A 17144-nucleotide genomic window follows, 5' to 3' on the forward strand; every position below is an offset into this window, starting at 1 on the left:
CGGGCTCGTTCTGTGTGTTATACTCCACCGGCACGGGGGGGCGCGCGCCGCGCAGTCCGAGGTCGTGGGGTACGTGATGTGGAGTGCGGGCTGGAGTACGTACGTACTGGAGTGCGGAGTACCTGGTGCCGTGCTCTCTACGCGAAGGACACCCGGTGGTCGGACTCGGCGGCGAGCCCCAGCTCCGGCCACTCGCCGCTGATGATGCTCTCCAGGATTCCGTACCCGACCGCGTCGCCTTCGCGGACCCGGATGGGCGTGTCCCGGAGCTGACCGAGGGTCCGTAGGTGCTCGTCATCCCAGCAGTCGGCGATGTACTCGCCGTCGAGGTGGAGCTTGCCCAGCCAACTGCCGTGCAGGTGGCCGTTCCACTCGCCGTAGTTGGCGGTCTTGAGGTGGAACCCAGAGGCACCCGGGACGTCGATCTCGAGGACCCGCTGCTCGCCCGACTCCATGGTCAGGTGCAGCTCGCCACCGGTGACGAACCTGGTCCGGGGGTCGTAGCTGAGGTGGGGTTCGACCGCCCGCACGCGGGTCTGCCGGCCGTCCTGCTCGTTGATGTACGCCGAGCTGTAGCCCCACACCCCCTCGGCAGCGAAGATCGCGGTCTCGTAGTAGCTGCCGTCGGGTCGCCGCAGGAAGGCCGGGGTCCACTTCATGGCGCCGCGGCCCGCGCCGTTCGACGTCCGCGGCGGGGGGCTGATCAGGTCGGTCGGCGGTAGCCCGACGCCCTGCCGGACGCCCCAGGAGTGATCCCGGAAACCGAACCACTCCTCGGGCCGCACCTCGTGCGTCTCCCCGTCGACGGTGACTGTTCCTGAAGCCCAGCCGCCCTGGTGGTAGCGAATGACGTTGACGTCGATACGGCCGGTCGTACGACTGCGGACGAGGTTGCGGTCCTCGAAGAACGGCGGGGTGACGCCGGACAGCTCGATGTCGAAGGAGACGGGCTGGAGGTCGTTCGGTTCCAGCCGGAACCGCACCCGGTTCAGTGGCTCGACGATCTCGTAGTGGATCGGTCCAATCCCGGTGTCGTCGGGGGCCGCGCGCAGTTCGCGGCTGCCGCGGACCGTCCACTGCTCACGGCCACGGGAAATACCCGCGAAGCCGTCGATGATGCCGCGGTTATGATAGCGGCCGAGCCCGAAATCGATTTGCAGGCCGCCGTCGATGCGAGCGATCGAGCCCCAGATCTTCTCGGTCCACGCCAGGTCTGTCTCCGAGACGGTGGCGAAGGTATCGATGATCTGGTGGTTCAGGCCCTCGTCCGCGGCGCGCAGTGCGCCGATGTCCCTGATTGCCATGAAAGTCCTTTCGTACTACATCAGAGCCACGTCCGCGCAGGTCCGCATCCCGCGCCACAGTCACTTCGGCGGAAGCCGTTGGGCCGCGTCAATCCTGATGTTCTCGCCGTTGAGGTAGGAATTCCGAATGATCGATTCGACCAGCAGCGCGAACTCGGCCGGCCGACCCATACGCCTGGGGAACACGATGGTCGACTCGAGGCTCTCCCGAAGCTCCTGCGAGGCGCCCAGCATGATGTCCGTGCCCATGGTTCCCGGGGCGATCGCGCAGACGCGTATTCCCAGCGCCGCGAGGTCACGGGCGAGCGGAAGGCTCATGCCTAGGATCGCCGCCTTCGCCGCGGCGTACGGGACCTGCCCGGCCTGCCCCTCGTAACCGGCAACCGAGGCGACGTTCACCACGACACCGCGCTGGCCGTCCTCGTCCGGGTCATTGCCCGCCATCGCGGCCGCCGCGAGCCTGGTCACATTAAACGTGCCGAAGACATTCTTGCTCACGGTGGAGACGAACACGTCCATCCCGTGCGGGGTGCCGTCGCGGGCCACCGTGCGGGTCGGCCGGTTGCCACCGCCCGCGACGTTGACCACGATCGAGAATGCACCCAGCGACCGCGCGGCGTCGATGGCCCGACGCACGTCGCCCTCGTCGGTGACGTCCCCCGCCACGGCCCTTACTCGGTCGCCGAGCTCCGCCGCCAGCGCCTGCGCGCCCGCGCCGTCCCGGTCGAAGACCGCCACCCCGACGCCGAGACTCACCAGGTGCCGCACGGCGGCACCGCCGAGCCCCCCGGCACCTCCGGTGACGATCGCCGACCTCTCCTCCAGAGGGACGACACGCCTGCCGGCAGAGCTGTAGGGATGCGACATGCGTTCTCCATGATTATGAGGGCGGGCGTCGCCTCGCGGGTCCCGCGAGGCGACGCCGTCACGGTGCCTGGGACGGCTCGCGCCCGGGTCAGCTGTGACTCGGGGTGAACCGGATCCGAATGCGGTCATAGGCTCGGGCGAAACTGGCCGGCACGATCTTCGGTTCGTCGGGATCGACGAGATCCCAGTCCGGCATCCGGCGTAGCAGCTCCTCGAACATGATCCGAATCTCGAGCCGGGCGAGGTGCGCGCCGAGGCAGACGTGCGTGCCGAACCCGAACGCGACATGGTGGTTCTGCGAGCGGGTCACGTCGAACGTGTCGGCGTCGGGGAACATGCGGGGGTCGCGGTTGGCCGCACCGTACATGAGCAGGATCTCATCCCCCGCCCGGATGTGCTGGCCCTGGAACTCATGATCCACGGTTGCCGTACGTCGCATGTTCAGCACCGGCGAGACCCACCGGATGAACTCCTCGACAGCGGAGTCCGCCAGCAGCTCAGGCCGTTCCAGCAGGAGCTGGCGCTGGTCCGGCCGCAGGGCGAGCTCACGGATCATCGAGCCGATGACGGTGCGGGTCGTCTCCGCACCACCGTTGAGAACGAGGATCGTCTCCTCCAGGACACGCTTGACATCCCAGCCGTCGCTGTGGGTCCAGATCGAGATGAGGTCATCCCGGGGCTCCGCTCGCCGCGCCTCGATCAGGGCGACGGTAACCTCGGAGAACTCGGTCATGACCGGGATGAGGTCCGGATGAGTGGCGTGCGGCGGACCGTCTGGCGAGGTCTGGCCAGCCAGCAGCATCACCTTTTCGGACCAGTCGCGGACGCTCTCCCATAGCTCGCGGGGGTAGCCGAGGAGGTCACCGACCACGATCGCGGGAAGCGGGGACGCGATCGCGTCGATCGCCTCGCACTCGCCCAGCGTCACGACGTCGTCGAGGATGCGCGTGACGACCTCGCGGACGTGGTCGGCATGGCCGCGCATCGCCCGCGGCGTGAACCGGGGCACGACGAGGGCTCGCTGGGCCTGGTGCCCCGGATCATCCAGGTTGATCATCGAGTTGTCGGCAGCCTGGTCGATGTGCGGTCGCGAGCCCAGGGAGGACGAATACCGAGCGCCGTCCTTCTCGATGGCGCGGACGTCCTCGTAGCGCGAGATCGCCCAGATCTTCTGGATCGGGTCCCAGTAGACCGGGGCCTCATCGCGCAGCCAGCGGTAGGCGTTCCAGGGATCGACGTAGAACTGCGGATCGAGGACGTTGACGTTGCGATCCGTCGCCACCGCCGTCATGTGATGGACCTTTCCCATAATTTCACAGTCGACATCAATATTGACCATAACAGTAGCCGGGTCGCCGGGGCGACTCCTCGCGAGCAGCCAAGATCCCGGCGCACCGGGGTCCTCGGTCGGGTGCTCATACCGAGACTCGATGACGAACTGGTGTACGTGTTAGCTCAGCGAGACGTCGGTGAGGCGTGTGCGGAAGAACCGCATGCAGGCCCTCCGTTGCCACCGCCCTTATCCGCTGACGCTCCGTTGCCACTGAACGTGCACCGACGCCGTCGGGGGCCGGGCAGTCCCGCGTCGGATTCTCCGAACGCGACGGCGCTGGTTCAGGTGGTCGGGTTCCAGCGGGTGATGACGTCGAGGGTGGGTGCGATGGCGGTACCGCGTGGTTCGGCGACGAGGCCGGCGGACTCGGTCACCTCGGCCACGCCGTCGATGGTCTTCACCGGGCGTCCGGCGGCTTCGGCGAGCAGGAGCCCGCGGGTCGGCAGGCCTTTCGTCTGCTTCGCCTGTGCCGGGTCCTACCCGCGCGGTCGCCGACCTCGTCAGCCGGCCGGCCTGAAGTCCCGGCCCGCCAGGCTGAGAAGGAACGTGTGGCGGAGGTCGTGCACGCGCAGGCACTGTTGCATCGACGGGAGATGGCGCATCTCCTGTCGAGACGTGGTCTTATGGGAAAAATCGGGCTGAGCGGGAGCGTCGCCTCGGCGCCCGGGTACGCCACCGGTACCCGCACCGGGACCGGTCCCTGGGACGGGAGTCATGTGGTGAGCAGAGACGTCGCCGTTGTCGTCGGCGTGGGTGGCATGGGGGCGGCGATCGCCCGCCGCCTCGGCTCAGGCAGGGCCCTGCTGCTCGCCGACGCCAACAAGGACACGCTTACCGGGCTCGCCGACGCCTTGAGCGACGAGGGCCACGAGGTGGTCGCCGAACCGGTCGACATCGGCGACGAGGCGTCCGTCGCGTCGCTCGCAGCGACCGCGGCGGGGCTCGGCCGGGTCACCCAGGTCGCGCACAGCGCCGGCCTGTCGATGGCGCAGGCCGCGCCGGCGGCGATCATCCGGGTCGACCTGCTCGGCACCGCGCACGTCCTCGACGCGTTCGAGCGGGTCGTCGCCCCGGGCGGCGCGGGCGTCGTTGTCTCCAGCACGGCCGGCCACCTCGGGCAGCCGCTGCCGGACGACGTCCGGCGCGCGCTGGCCGTCACCCCGGCGGCGCGGCTGCTGGACCTCCCGTCGCTGTCCAGCAAGCAGATCACCGACTCTGTCACCGCCTACTGCGTGGCGAAGGTCGGGACGATCCTGCGGACGCAGGCCGCCGCTCTGGCCTGGGGCCGCCGGGACGCCCGGGTGAACTCGATCAGCCCGGGAGTCATCTCCACCCCGATGGGGCGCCTGGAGATCTCCGGACCGTGGGGCGCGGGCGTCCGCGCGACCTTCGAGGAGGCCCCGGCGGGCCGGGTCGGGACACCGGACGACGTCGCCGACGCCGCACTGTTCCTGCTGGGCCCGGGGGCGTCGTTCATCACCGGCGCGGATCTGCTGGTGGACGGGGGTTCGGTCGCGTCGGCACGGCACGCCGCATGGGCCCCGCGCCCGGCCTGACGCGCGGGCGCCGGAGACAGGACTGTCCGAATGTGTCAGCCTTCCTTACCATCAAGAACGGCGGCCGGGCCCTGCGCGAGGCGGGCCGGGGCGGCTCGATCGTCACGGTCGCGAGCCTCAACGCCATCCAGCCGGGCCGCGGGGTCGCCGCCTACTGCGCGGCGAAGGCCGGCGCGGACGAAGCGCTACCCCGACCTGTTCGCCGCGGCGGAGCGGACGATGCGCGCGCGGGGCTGACCCCGCGGACTGACATCGCGCGGCGTCGCGACCGGCTGCAGGCCGTGGCTCGCGGCGCCGCGCCTACTTGGAGGACAGGGTATGGAGATCTCCGGCGTCGGCGTGTGGAGCCAGGAGTTGCGGTACGGCGACCCGGGGGAGGCCGCCGAGGCCGCCGCCGAGCTGGAGCAGCTGGGCTTCGGCGCGCTGTGGATCCCGGACATGGGCGGTGACACGTTCGAGGCCGCCGGGAAGGTGCTCGCCGCCACCCGGCGGGTCGTCGTGGCGACCGGTGTGCTGAACCTGTGGAACTACGAGCCCGCGCAGGCGGCCGCCGCCTACGCGCAGGTCGTCGCCACCCATGGGGACCGGCTGTTGCTGGGCATCGGCGTCAGCCACGCGATCGCCGTCGACCGGGCGGATGCGGGGCGCTACCGGCGCCCGCTGTCGGCGATGGCGGCCTTCCTGGACGGCGTCGACGCCGCGCCGGCCCCGATCCCCACGGACCGGCGGGTCCTCGCGGCGCTGGGGCCCCGGATGCTGGAGCTCGCCGCGAAGCGGGCCCGCGGCGTGCACCCCTACCTGGTCACCCCGGCCCACACCCGGATCGCACGCGAGGCCGTGGGCGACGGCCCGCTGGTCGTCCCGGAGCAGACCGTCGTGCTGTGCGCGGACAGGGACGAGGCGCACGCCGTCGCCGGTGGCTGGCTGCGCGGCTACCTGTCGCTGCCGAACTACGCCAACAGCCTGATCCGGCTCGGCTTCGAGCCCGACGAGGTGGCGTCGGCGAGCGACCGCGTGTTCGACGCGATGATCGCCTGGGGTGACGAGGAGGCCGTGCGGCGCCGGGTGGCCGAGCACCACGCGGCCGGTGCCGACCAGGTCACCCTCCAGGTTCTCACCGCGGACCAGAACGCGTTCCCGCGCGCGCAGTGGCGCCGGCTGGCCGCCGCGCTGGCGTAGGCAAGCACCGCCCGGGCCGAGCGAAGCGTCGGCGGATCTTGCAGGCTGCGGATCGAAGGGAACCAGCCGAATGGCGGGACCGCACCAGTTCTCGAATCTCACGGCTCCGCGAACTGTTTGACGTACGCGGCCCCCCTGGTGACACATCGCCGCTTGGAAGATCTGTGGGGGCCTACAGCGGACCGCTCGACGCCGTCCTTCCACCGCCGCCTTGACTGTCCCTTGATACCTGGAGGTATCAAGGGCTGTTCTTGGGCGGTGCCAGCAGGCCGCTGACCTGCGCCAGCCCGCGCTGGTAGGGCAGCTCGTCAAATGGGAGACCGGGACGCGTACCGGATGGGCTATCGCACGGGCCCCCCGATGGGCGTGGTGAAGTCGGCCCGGGGAACATCGCCGAAGAAGCCGGTCCTCTCAGCGAAGGTCGCCGTCCGGCAGGCCCATCCCTAGAACTGCCGAAGCGAAGGGTGCCGGCCTACGGATCAGAAGGTTGAGGGTTCGATTCCCTCCGAGCGCACCATGCTTGACGTGCGTTTTTGACACTCCGCGCCTTCCTTGTTCCATACCTGGTGTGCGCGGGGTGTGCGCGGGCTCCGATCTCGGTCTGCGGGGGACGAGCCGGGCGGCTCCCTCCGCAGCCTCCCGGGCTCGTTCGTCGAGGACCGAGGTGTCCAGGTTGGCGGTCACCTCGATCGAGCAGTGGGCGAGGGTCTCCTGGATGTCCTTCAGGTCCGCTCCCCCGCCGTGCATGAAGGTCGCGGCGGCGTGTCAGCCGTCGTGAATGCGGGCCGGGGGCAACCCGGCCAGGACGATGAGGGTCCTGGAACTCGGTGAAAACTTCGCGGGGTGTAGCTCGTCGCCGGCGAGGGTGGTGAACACCGGCCCGGTGGGGCCCAGGCGAGCCCCATGGCGCGGCGTTCGTCGCGTTGGCGTTCCCGGTGGCGGTAGAACTCGCCGACGGTGAGGTCGTCAAGAACCACCTCGCGGATTCCCGCCTCGGTTTTGGGCCGGGTGCGCAGCACCTTTCAGCCGACGACGACGAGCTGCCACTGGCCCGGCCGTCGGTCGTGCGGGTCCGGGGGGGCGGGGGTCAACGCTGGTAGGTGCGTGGGCGGGCGGTGTCGCGGGCCTGGAAGAGGTCGCAGCCGAGACCGTCGAGCCCGGTCAGCTGGTCGACGGTCTCGACGCCGTCGGCGATCACGCGGAGACCGAGGGCGTGGGCGAGCTGGATGACAGCGGCGAGGATGGCATGGTCGGCGGGGTTGGTCAGGAAGCCCTCGGTGAGCCGCCGGTCGGTCTTCACGCTGTCGATCGGGAGGTCGCGCAGCTGGTCGATGCCGGAATGCCCGGCGCCGAACCCGCCGAGGCAGAACGTGACTCCCATCCCGTGCAGGAGGTCCAGGGTCGCGCGTAACCCGGTGTTGTCCCGGGCGAGCGCCTGCGCGCTGATCTCGAGGCAGAGCCGGTAGCGGTGACCGGCGCCTGTGGTGGTGAGGATCGTCGCGAGGCGCGCCGCGAAGTCCCCGTCGCGCAGTTGGTGGACCGAGACGCCGACCAGGAGGCGCGGGGTGGGTGCGTCCGGCGGGCGCGGCCCCCAGTGGCTGGCCTCGCGGCAGCCTGTTTCCAAAGCCCATTGGCCGATCGCGACAATCAGCCCGGCTTTCTCCGCGATCGGGATGAACGCCTCGGGCATGAGCAGCCCTCGGGCGGGATGATGCCACCGGATCACCGCTTCCGCGCCGACGGTGTCGCCGGCCGCCGTCATGAGGGGCCGGTAGTGGAGCCGCAGCTCGTCGCCGGTCATCGCGCTGCGCAGGTCGTGTTCGACACCGCGATGGAGCAGGAAGTCCGAGCGCATGGTGTCGTCGAAGCGCACGTAGCGGCCGCGGCCCTCCCGCTTGGCTGCGTACATGGCGAGGTCCGCGGCGCGCAGGAGGGCGTCGGCTGGCCCCAGCGGGCCGTCAGCGTCACCCGGTAGGCCCGCGCCCATCGGAAGGTCCGGGGCCGTCCTGAGCTCCGCGCCGTCGGGCGGCGCCGAGTCGCCGAGTGATGCCGAGTCGCCGAGTGATGCCGTGTCCGAGAGGGCGATCCCGATGCTGGCGGTGACGATGACGGTGCGGTCGGCGAGGACCATCGGGACGGCAAGCCGGGTGGCGATCCGGTTCGCAACGCCCTGGACCTCGACAGGGGCGCGGACGTTGTCGCACAGGACGGCGAACTCGTCCCCGGCGAGACGGGCGACGAGGTCCCTGGGGCGGACGGAATCACGGAGCCGGTCAGCGACCTCGCGCAGCAGATGGTCGCCGGCCTGGTGACCCAGGGAGTCGTTGATGGTCTTGAAGCCGTCCAGGTCGATGAACAGCAGTCCGGCGCTTCGTCCCGGTCGCGCGCGGCTCAGCGCACGGCTCAGGTAGTCGAGCAGGGCAGTTCTGTTCGGCAGCCCGGTCAGTCCGTCGTGGACCGCCTGGTGACGTACTCGTCCTTCGGCCTGGAACCGTGCGTCGGCGGCGGCCAGCACGGTCGCGACCGCCTCCAGGAACTCCACCTCATGGTCAAGAAGCATCCCTGCGGTGGCACGCTCGACCGTCAGCAGCGCGGCGGGCCCGTCGGGCCGGCCGATCGGTCTCGAGAACGGCGAGCCACAGCCGCCCGCATCTGCCCCGGACCCGGCTGGGCCGTCACGAGCGCCCGCGCCGCCACCCCGGCCGCGCGGCGACGAGGCGGTGCCCGGCGGACCCGCGGTGGCACTGATGATGATGGGCTTGTGGCCAGGCTCCGGAGCCACCTGTCGGATGGTCACGCGGTCGGCTCGCAGTTCGTCCCTGATCGCGCGCACGGCCCGGCTCCACACGCGCCGCGGGTTGGGATCGTCCAGCGCGTACCGGCCGAGCTCGGCGACGATCTCCTGCTCGGTGGACCGCGCGTGCAGCTGGGCCAGGGCCGCTTCGCGGCGGGTCACGTCGGTGGTGACGATCGCCACCGAGTCCACGGTGCCGTCGGCGCCGATGGCGGGCCTCGCGTGCACCTCGACCCACCGGGGGCCGATCGTGAAGACGCCGAAGCCCGGCTCTCCGCCCAGCGCCCTGCGCGCCAGGTGGAGCGGGCCAGGGTAGTCCGCATATGCCTCGAAGACAGAGGTCCGCTGCGCCAGCTCCCGAGATGACGCGTATTCGACCTTCGTTGGGCCCTCGCTCACGATCAGGCGGCCATCTCGATCGATCAAGGTCAGGGCGACGTCCATGTTCTCCAGTACGAGCATGAGCCGGTGGTAGGAGTCGACTTCCTGGGTGATGTCCTGGAACTGAACGAGAAGGCGCGATTCGCCGGGTGCGTCGATGACGGTCTTGGATGTCACCAGGACATGGACCGGCGAATGGTCCGGCCGGACAAGCCGGATGATCTCCTCCTGGCCCGTCCTCGAGACGATCCGCGATTCGGCGCTCGGCGCCTGCGGGTCGGCCGGGCGCACCAGCCGGTCCCAGCTGAGCCCGACAAGTTCCGCGCAGTCACGGTCGAGGATCCGGCAGGCGGCGGGGTTCACCCTGCGCACCCGGTGGTCGACGGCATCGACGATCGCCAGCCCGAAATCCATCCGGTCGAACAGATCGAGGACCAGATCCCCTGGGCCGTCTGGTCGCAACACCCCCACCACCCCGTCAGCCACGATCCCCTTCACGCCGTCGCCCCGCAGCACGCCGTCGCACTTCTACCCGTACCCGGCCACCCACTGGTCACCCCCGATAACGGGAGATCACGCCCGGCGAGGACAGCGCACCGACGCTGAGGACGGCCACCGCCTGGACGTGCTCGCCGGGGACCGCCTCGCCGGACCTCTCCGCCGGCCGGGGTCCTTACTTACACGAACACCAGTTCGTCATCGAAGCTCGGCATGAACGCCCGACCGAGGACCTGATGAGCATTCCCGCCCATGCCAAGGTCGGCTGCCACCGACGTCGGGACAGACGGACCGCGATGAGCTCGTCGCGGAAGGTTGGGAACGTGGGGCCGCGTTCGCTCGACCGGCACTGGGCCGACGACCGCCGTGCCCGCCGGTCCGATCGGCGGGCCCAGGGACACGTATTTGACCGTGTCCTGCCCCTGGTGTCATTATTTCCCACACGGGAAATATTACGTCAGGGATCAGACGCGATGAGCACGCCGAGGTCATACGGCCCAGCCGCGCCACAGCGTTGAGCCTTGCGTGTCAGTGGCCACCCCACTGGCCCCGCGTCAAGGCGCCCCGCGCGGGGGCACGGACCTCCGCGGACCGGCCGACACCCGTGCCGTGGTGATCGACCGTCGGGGCCCGGTCAGGCGCCGCCGGTAACGCCCGCCGGCTCCAGTGAGGAGAGGACACCGTGACCGACACCTCCGCGCGGTTCCCGTATATGGACGCCACGCTGGACATCGACCAGCGCGTCGACGATCTGCTCTCACGGATGGAGGTCAAAGACAAGGCCGGACTACTGTTCCAACCAATGGCACAGATCGGCGGGATCGACGAGCCGGGGCCATTCGGCAAGCCCCCTATGCGCACGTTGCTAGACCGTCGTATCAACCACTACAATATCCTGTTCGTACCGTCCGCGCGAGAGATCGCGCAATGGCACAACGCCATACAGCTACGTGCCCTTCAACACCCCCTGGGCATCCCGGTCACCATCTCCAGCGATCCTCGGCACTCCTTCACCAACAACCCGGCGATGGCGCTGCTGGCGGGCCCCTTCTCACAGTGGCCCGAGCCGCTCGGCTTCGCGGCCGTCGGTTCGGAGGAACTCGTGGAGCAGTTCGCCGACGTCACCCGCCGGGAGTACCTGGCGGTCGGCATCCGCACCGCACTGCATCCCCAGGTCGATCTCGCGACCGAGCCGCGCTGGGCCCGCACCGCCGGCACCTTCGGGGCCGACGCCGGGCTGGTCGCCCGGCTGGGTGTCGCCTACGTACGGGGCCTGCAGGGTGACCAGGTCGGAACGCACTCGGTCTCGGCGATGGCCAAGCACTTCCCCGGCGGCGGCCCGCAGCGGGACGGCGAGGACCCGCACTTCCCCTACGGGCGGGAGCAGGTCTATCCCGGCGGCCAGTTCGATCTCCATCTCGAGCCGTTCAGAGCGGTCATCGCCGCCGGGGTCTCGCAGATCATGCCGTACTACGGGATTCCGGTCGGCACGGCCTACGAGGAAGTCGGCTTCAGCTTCAACAAGGGGATCGTGACGGGCCTGCTCCGCGAGCAGCTCGGATTTGACGGCATTGTCTGCACCGACTGGGGAATCATTTCCCATACCTATTGGGGCGTGGAGCACCTGAGCCACGAGGAGCGCATGGTAAAGGCTCTGGACGCAGGAATTGACCAGTTCGGCGGCGAGGACGACGCCGATACACTCCTTGCGCTGGTCACCAATGGCACTGTCAGCGAGAAGCGTATCGACATCTCGGTACGACGGCTGCTCCGCGAGAAGTTCAGGCTTGGTCTCTTCGAGGCGCCGTTCGTCGACGTGGGCAAGGCTGAGACGCTGGTGGGCGGCCCTGAGGCGCGGGCGGCTGGCGTGGCGGCGCAGGCCGCCGCGCACACGCTGCTCAAGAACGCCGAGGACGGCCCCGGCAGCCTCCCCCTGCGCGGTTCGCCACGCCTCTACATCGAGGGGCTTGCGGCCGAGGAGATCGGCGACCGCGCACAGGTCGTCGCCACTCCGGACCAGGCCGACGTCGCCGTCCTGCGGCTCGTCGCTCCGTGGGAGCAGCGGGGCGAGGCAGGCACCTACGAGACGTTCTTCCACGCCGGCTCGTTGGCGTTCCCCGCCGCCGAGGTGGCCCGTATCCAGGCGATCTGCCGGACGACCCCCACCGTGGTCGACATCTATCTCGAACGACCCGCGATTCTGGCGGATATCGCCGAAGCGGCAGCGTCACTGATCGCCAACTTCGGAGCCTCGCCGGAGGCGTTCGTCAAGGTCCTCTTCGGGGAGGCAGCGCCGCAGGGACGGCTGCCCTTCGACATTCCCCCCTCGATGGCCGCGGTCGAGGCCAGCCACTCCGACGTACCCTTTGACACGGCGGACCCAACGTTCCGTTTCGGATTCGGCCTGCGGTACGCCTGACAGACTGGCAGGGGTGTCGCCGCGGCGTCCGGCTGGCGGCGCATCCCCGGGTGCGCGCGGGCCGTTGCGAGCGGCCGGCGGGCCTGACTGGCACCTTCGGACTCGCAGGTCGTTGACTTCGGAGCACCTCGTCTGGTCCTGTCACGCCGCGGTCCGGCCCACAGTTCGCGAGGAGCGCACCCACGTGACCACATCATCTCCTGCTGCCGATGGCCACGCGAAGCCACGCGCCACTGATCGGCGCGGTCCGGGGCGGCCGCCGCGGCTGAGTCGCGAGCGCATCATCACGACCGCCGCCGAGTTCGAACCGGAGGCCCTGACCCTGCAGGCCGTGGCCGACCGGCTCGGCGTGGACCGCAAGGCCATCAACTACTACGTCCCGGGCCGGGACGAGTTGCTCACGCTGGTCGCCGAACGGTCCCTGGTCGCCGAACTCGAACACCTCGTTCTGCCGCTCGACGACTGGCCCGAAGCGATCCGCGTCTTCGCCACGAGCCTTCGGGACGCGCTGCGCAACAGCTCGCTGTCCCTGTACGTCAACCGGCTCCCCGGCGCCGGTGTCCTCGTCCCCGCGGACCAGCTGCTCCAGGCACTACTCGACGCGGGGTTCGACGTCGACGCCGCGGCCCGTGCGCTTACCCTCATCTGCGCGGCTGTCTTCGACCACGCACGGTCCGCGCTCCTCGCCGAACGATTCGGCGAGCATCCTACCTACGCCGAGATCAGACGTGTGCTCGGCGAGCTGCCCGACGAGGCGATGCCCGCCATTCGTCGCGTGTACTCCGAGGTCCGGGATCTCGGACAGGGCAGTCTCGACTTCTACCTCGAGACAATCATCGGCGGGTGCGCGCGGCAGCTAGGGCAGAACCCGCGGGGCTGAGGAAGCCCGAGCCTCGCCGACCAGTCGCCTGGCCGGCGATTCGGCTCGACCACACCTGACGAACTCAGGCCGAGCCGGGGGCGGTCGCGAGATCGTGACTGAGATAGTGGCGCAACACGTCAGCCTGATCCAGCTCCGCCGCGCTGCCCTGGTACGTGATGCGGCCGTGGCCGATCATGTACACCGTGTCCGCCACGGCGAGCGCCCGGTTCACGTACTGCTCGACGATCAGCAGCGCGGTGCCACGAGCGGCCAGGGTGCGCAGCGCCTCGAAGATCTCATCGATCACGATCGGCGCCAGGCCCATGGAGACCTCGTCGAGCATCACGAGCGAGGGCGATCCGAAGAAGGCGCGGGAGAGGGCGACCATCTGCTGCTGGCCACCCGACAGCCGGCCCGCGGTGTCGCCGAGGCGGGTCCTGAGCGCGGGGAACATGTCCAGCGCTGCGTCGAGGGACGTGTCCTTCTCCCACGGCGGGATCTGGAGGAGGAGGTTCTCGCGGACGGTCAGCGAACGAAAGATTCCGCGGCCTTCCGGAATCAGACATACCCCGTGGCGGCGACGAGCGCTCGGCGCGGCGCGGGTGACATCCTGGCCGCCGACCAGAACACGGCCGGCACTCGTGCGCATGAGCCCGGAGGCCACCCGCAGGAGCGTCGTCTTCCCGGCGCCGTTGGAGCCCAGCAGGGCCACCACCGACGCACCGGGGATCTCCAGGTCGATGTCGCGCAACACCGTCGAGCGGTCGTAACCCGCGCTGACACCCTCCAACCGCAACTGCGGACCGGTCACGACTGGACCTCCCTCACTGATTGCGATGCCGTCGCCTGCGTGCTCTCGGCGTCCCCGCCCAGATAGGCCGCGCGCACGGCGTCGGAGGACAGCACCTCGGCTGTGGGACCGGAGACAAGCAGCTTTCCGAAGTCGAGCACGTAAAGCTCGTCGCAGACCTCACTCACGAGGGCCATGTCGTGTTCGACGAGCAGAATGCCCACGCCGCGTTCACGCACCACCTGGCGGAGGATCTCGCCAAACCGAGCGGTCTCCGCCCGGTCGAGACCGGACGAGGGCTCATCCAGCAGCAGAATCCGGAAGTCTCCGGCCAGGCAACGAGCGAGCTCGACGAGCCGCCGCTGCCCGGTGGAGAGTGTTCCCACCTGCCGATCGGCCAGGTCGACCAGGTCGACCAGGTCCAGCGCGTGGGCGGCCGCGGCGCGCACCCGGCCGGCGTCGGAACGCCGGGGCACGAGCTGGCGCAGCGGGTTGCCGCCGGCCAGTCCGGCCTCCAGGCCGAGGGCGACGTTCTGCCGGACGGTCATCGTGTCGAACAGTTCCATGATCTGGAACGTCCGCCCGAGCCCGCGGCGGGCCCGGGCCGCCGGGCCGCGCCGCGTCACGTCCGCGACGTTGAGCTTGAGGGCTCCGCGAGTGGGGCGCACCAGCCCGGAGATCGCGTTGAACGTCGAGGTCTTGCCCGCGCCATTGGGACCGATGAGCCCGGTGATGGTCCCGGTACGGGCCACGAGATCGACATCGTCGACCGCGACCAGGCCACCGAACTGCACCCGGAGCCCCTCCAGGGTCAGCGACAACGGCTGAACCTCCGCCGCGGTCGCAGTGGACCGCACGGCCACCGTCGGTTGCCGCCCGGCGCGGCCGGCTCGCCCGCCCCTGAACACGCGGTCCAGCCCGCCTCGCAGCCAGGACGGCACGGCGCGTTTCGAGGCCGGGGTCAGCGCGTAGACAATCACTGTGACGCTCGTGAGGAGCGTGATGTACTCCCCGATGTTACCCAGTGTGATGTAGGACGGGACCAGTGTCAGGGCTACCGCGGCCTGCATGGCGTACCAGGGCTCGGAGCCGGTCGTGACGACGACGAGGGTGAGATACGTCAGCGACATCAGCGGCTGGTAGTTGTCAGCCGCCACGGTGATCTGCGCCATCCCGGCCAGGGCACCCGAGATCGCGGCGATGAAGGCCGACAGGCAGAAGACCAGGACTCGGGTGGTGTTCACCGAGACCCCGTGGGTGGCGAGCGCGACGGGCGAATCGGCCATCCCGCGCAGCAGCCGGCCGAGCCGGCCGCGGTCCAGGGCGATGATCCCGACGGCGGTCAGCGCGGTCAGGACGAGGCAGACGTAGTAAAAGCCCTTGTCCGAGTCGAGGCCCCACAGCGCCGGACGGGGCATCGACAGCCCTAGGTTGAGCTCGCCGAACATGAAGCTCTTCGTGTAGAAGAGCTGCTGCACCGCGATGCCGAACCCCAGGGTGGCGAGAGCCAGGTAGAGGCCACCGTGCCGGGTCGCCGGGATCGCCAGCAGGGCGCCGACAGGAACGGCCACCAGCCCGGTCACGGCGAGCGCCAACAACCAGGGCCAGTGATGATCGACAGCCAGGTGCGAGAACGCTGCGGCTCCGATCGCGGTGAACGCGACGTGGCACAGCGACACCTGTCCGGAGGTACGCACCAGCAGCCCGAGCGACAGGAAGAGCATCACCGTGGTGAGGGTGACCGTCCAGTCGCCGAGGTGGAAGCCCACGAACGTCGGCGCCAGCGCGAGGACGACGAGAATCGCGACGCCCACGCCCGCCTGCAGCGCCGGCGGGGTAACCCAGTCCGGCCGGCGGTCGGGCGTGCTCGGGATGCGGGACCGCAGCCACCCCTTCGGGAAGAGCAGCAGGACTCCGAACAGGACGATGAACGGCAGGCTGGCCGGCACCTGGGCCAGGAAGCCGGTGGTGAAGTACTTCGTGCCCAGTGAGCCGAGCAGTCCGATAGCCAGCCCGCCCAGGAAGGTGAGCGGCAGGCTGGTGAACGATCCCATCGCCGCGGCGCCGAAGGCCTGGACGACCAGCAGGGTGAGCGTGGTCTGGTCCAGCGGCACCGACGAGGCGAGCAGCAGGCCGGACGTCATCGCGAAGACGATGCCGATGGCCCACGCCCACTGGCGGGCCCGGTTGGGGTTGGTGCCTGCGAGGTCGAGCAGCTCCGCGTTGTCCACGACGGCGCGCATCGCGATTCCCAGCCGCGCGTGGCGGAAGAACAGCGAAAGCGCGACGGTGGCCGCCACCGCGACCGCGAAGATGATGATTTTCTCGGTGGTGACCCGGGTACCGAAGATCGTGACGACGTTCGTCGGCAGGAAGGACGGGATCTTGCGCGACTGGGTTCCGTACAGGAGCTGGAAACCGGTCTGTACCACCAGCAGCACACCGACCGTCGCCGTGACCCGCAGTGCGAGGCTCGCCCCAGCGAGTGCCTTGGCGAAACGGGCGAACACCACGCCGCCGAGGGGGCCGAGAACGACCAGGATCAGGGCCGCGGCCAGCGGCCAGGGCAGTCCGTGCTGCACGTGCAGGAAGTAGAACGAGTATGCGGCGATGGTCGCGAGGGCGCCATGGGCGAAGTTGAAGACGCCCGAGGTTTTGTACGTCAGGACCAAGCCAGCGCCCGCGAGCCCGTAGACCGCGCCGGTCACCAGTCCGGCGATGATGAAGGGCAACAACGTCAGAGACCTTTCGTGCTCACGAGAGCGGGCAGCCCGAGCGGGGCGGCCAGGTGTGCGTGGCCGCCCCGCCCGGTCCGGCCGCTGTCAGCTGGCGGGGAGTAGCTTCACGAGCGGTGCCAGCTTCTGCTGGTCGATGCAGGCCGGCTTGCCGCCATCCGTCGAGGCGAACTTGCTGTCCTTGACGGTGAAGGTGAAGTAGCAGTTCGACGCGGCCAGGTTCTGGTCAGCTCCCTGCGGGTAGCTCAGCGGCGGGAGAAGGCCGTCGGCGGTGTAGCCGTGCAGTCCGTGCAGTGCGGCGCTCACCTGAGCGGGAGTGGGGTTGTCACCGAGGTGAGCGGCCTGCGCCGCGCCCTTGAACACCTCCGCGATCGACCAGGCGGCTGAGGTGGCCGCACCGGTCGCCACGCCGGGCGCATACTTCGC

11 protein-coding genes and 1 pseudogene are annotated in these 17144 nt (G+C 69.8%); 5 read left to right on the forward strand and 7 right to left on the reverse strand.

The window, feature by feature from the left end:
* Positions 1-137: 137 nt before the first annotated feature.
* From MXD60_RS18225 to MXD60_RS18235, 3 genes are all read right to left on the reverse strand, one after another.
* A complete protein-coding gene (locus MXD60_RS18225) occupies positions 138-1304 on the reverse strand; it encodes an Rv3169 family protein (RefSeq protein WP_248820521.1) in 1167 nt (388 codons plus the stop codon).
* Between the two features lie 60 nt (positions 1305-1364).
* The gene (locus MXD60_RS18230; protein ID WP_248820522.1) at positions 1365-2171 is read right to left on the reverse strand and encodes an SDR family NAD(P)-dependent oxidoreductase; all 807 of its coding nucleotides are present in this window, start codon (positions 2169-2171) and stop codon (positions 1365-1367) included.
* A gap of 88 nt (positions 2172-2259) precedes the next feature.
* Entirely contained in the window at positions 2260-3462 is a 1203-nt protein-coding gene (locus MXD60_RS18235; RefSeq protein ID WP_248820523.1) for a cytochrome P450, read from the reverse strand.
* Positions 3463-4223: 761 nt separating this feature from the next.
* Between MXD60_RS18235 and MXD60_RS18240 the strand changes: the two genes are divergently transcribed.
* The 3 genes from MXD60_RS18240 (at position 4224) to MXD60_RS18250 (ending at position 7339) form a co-directional block, all read left to right on the forward strand.
* Positions 4224-5060, forward strand: a complete 837-nt coding sequence (locus MXD60_RS18240; RefSeq protein WP_248820524.1) for an SDR family oxidoreductase — start codon at positions 4224-4226, stop codon at positions 5058-5060.
* A gap of 318 nt (positions 5061-5378) precedes the next feature.
* Positions 5379-6239: a TIGR03620 family F420-dependent LLM class oxidoreductase gene (locus tag MXD60_RS18245; RefSeq protein WP_248820525.1), complete on the forward strand. Its 861-nt coding sequence runs from the start codon at positions 5379-5381 to the stop codon at positions 6237-6239.
* Positions 6240-7174: 935 nt separating this feature from the next.
* The gene (locus MXD60_RS18250; protein ID WP_248820526.1) at positions 7175-7339 is read left to right on the forward strand and encodes a hypothetical protein; all 165 of its coding nucleotides are present in this window, start codon (positions 7175-7177) and stop codon (positions 7337-7339) included.
* Here the strand turns inward: MXD60_RS18250 and MXD60_RS28900 are convergent.
* On the reverse strand, positions 7327-9930 hold the full coding sequence (locus MXD60_RS28900; RefSeq protein ID WP_308222528.1) for a sensor domain-containing protein: 2604 nt from the start codon (positions 9928-9930) through the stop codon (positions 7327-7329). The genes MXD60_RS18250 and MXD60_RS28900 overlap by 13 nt on opposite strands.
* A 664-nt stretch (positions 9931-10594) precedes the next feature.
* Between MXD60_RS28900 and MXD60_RS18270 the strand changes: the two genes are divergently transcribed.
* Both MXD60_RS18270 and MXD60_RS18275 read left to right on the forward strand, forming a co-directional pair.
* The gene (locus MXD60_RS18270; RefSeq protein ID WP_248820527.1) at positions 10595-12331 is read left to right on the forward strand and encodes a glycoside hydrolase family 3 protein; all 1737 of its coding nucleotides are present in this window, start codon (positions 10595-10597) and stop codon (positions 12329-12331) included.
* Positions 12332-12515: 184 nt separating this feature from the next.
* Positions 12516-13211, forward strand: coding sequence for a TetR/AcrR family transcriptional regulator (locus tag MXD60_RS18275; RefSeq protein WP_248820528.1), 696 nt, complete (start codon positions 12516-12518; stop codon positions 13209-13211).
* Between the two features lie 64 nt (positions 13212-13275).
* Here the strand turns inward: MXD60_RS18275 and MXD60_RS18280 are convergent, their stop codons facing one another.
* From MXD60_RS18280 to MXD60_RS18290, 3 genes and pseudogenes are all read right to left on the reverse strand, one after another.
* Positions 13276-14004, reverse strand: coding sequence for an ABC transporter ATP-binding protein (locus tag MXD60_RS18280; protein ID WP_248820529.1), 729 nt, complete (start codon positions 14002-14004; stop codon positions 13276-13278).
* Positions 14001-16718, reverse strand: a complete 2718-nt coding sequence (locus MXD60_RS18285; protein WP_248820530.1) for a branched-chain amino acid ABC transporter permease/ATP-binding protein — start codon at positions 16716-16718, stop codon at positions 14001-14003. Before MXD60_RS18285 ends, MXD60_RS18280 begins: the two co-directional genes overlap by 4 nt.
* An 87-nt stretch (positions 16719-16805) precedes the next feature.
* A pseudogene (locus tag MXD60_RS18290) lies at positions 16806-17144 on the reverse strand (hypothetical protein); the annotation flags it as partial.

Source organism: Frankia sp. AgB32 (assembly GCF_023243045.1).
Lineage (GTDB): Bacteria > Actinomycetota > Actinomycetes > Frankiales > Frankiaceae > Frankia.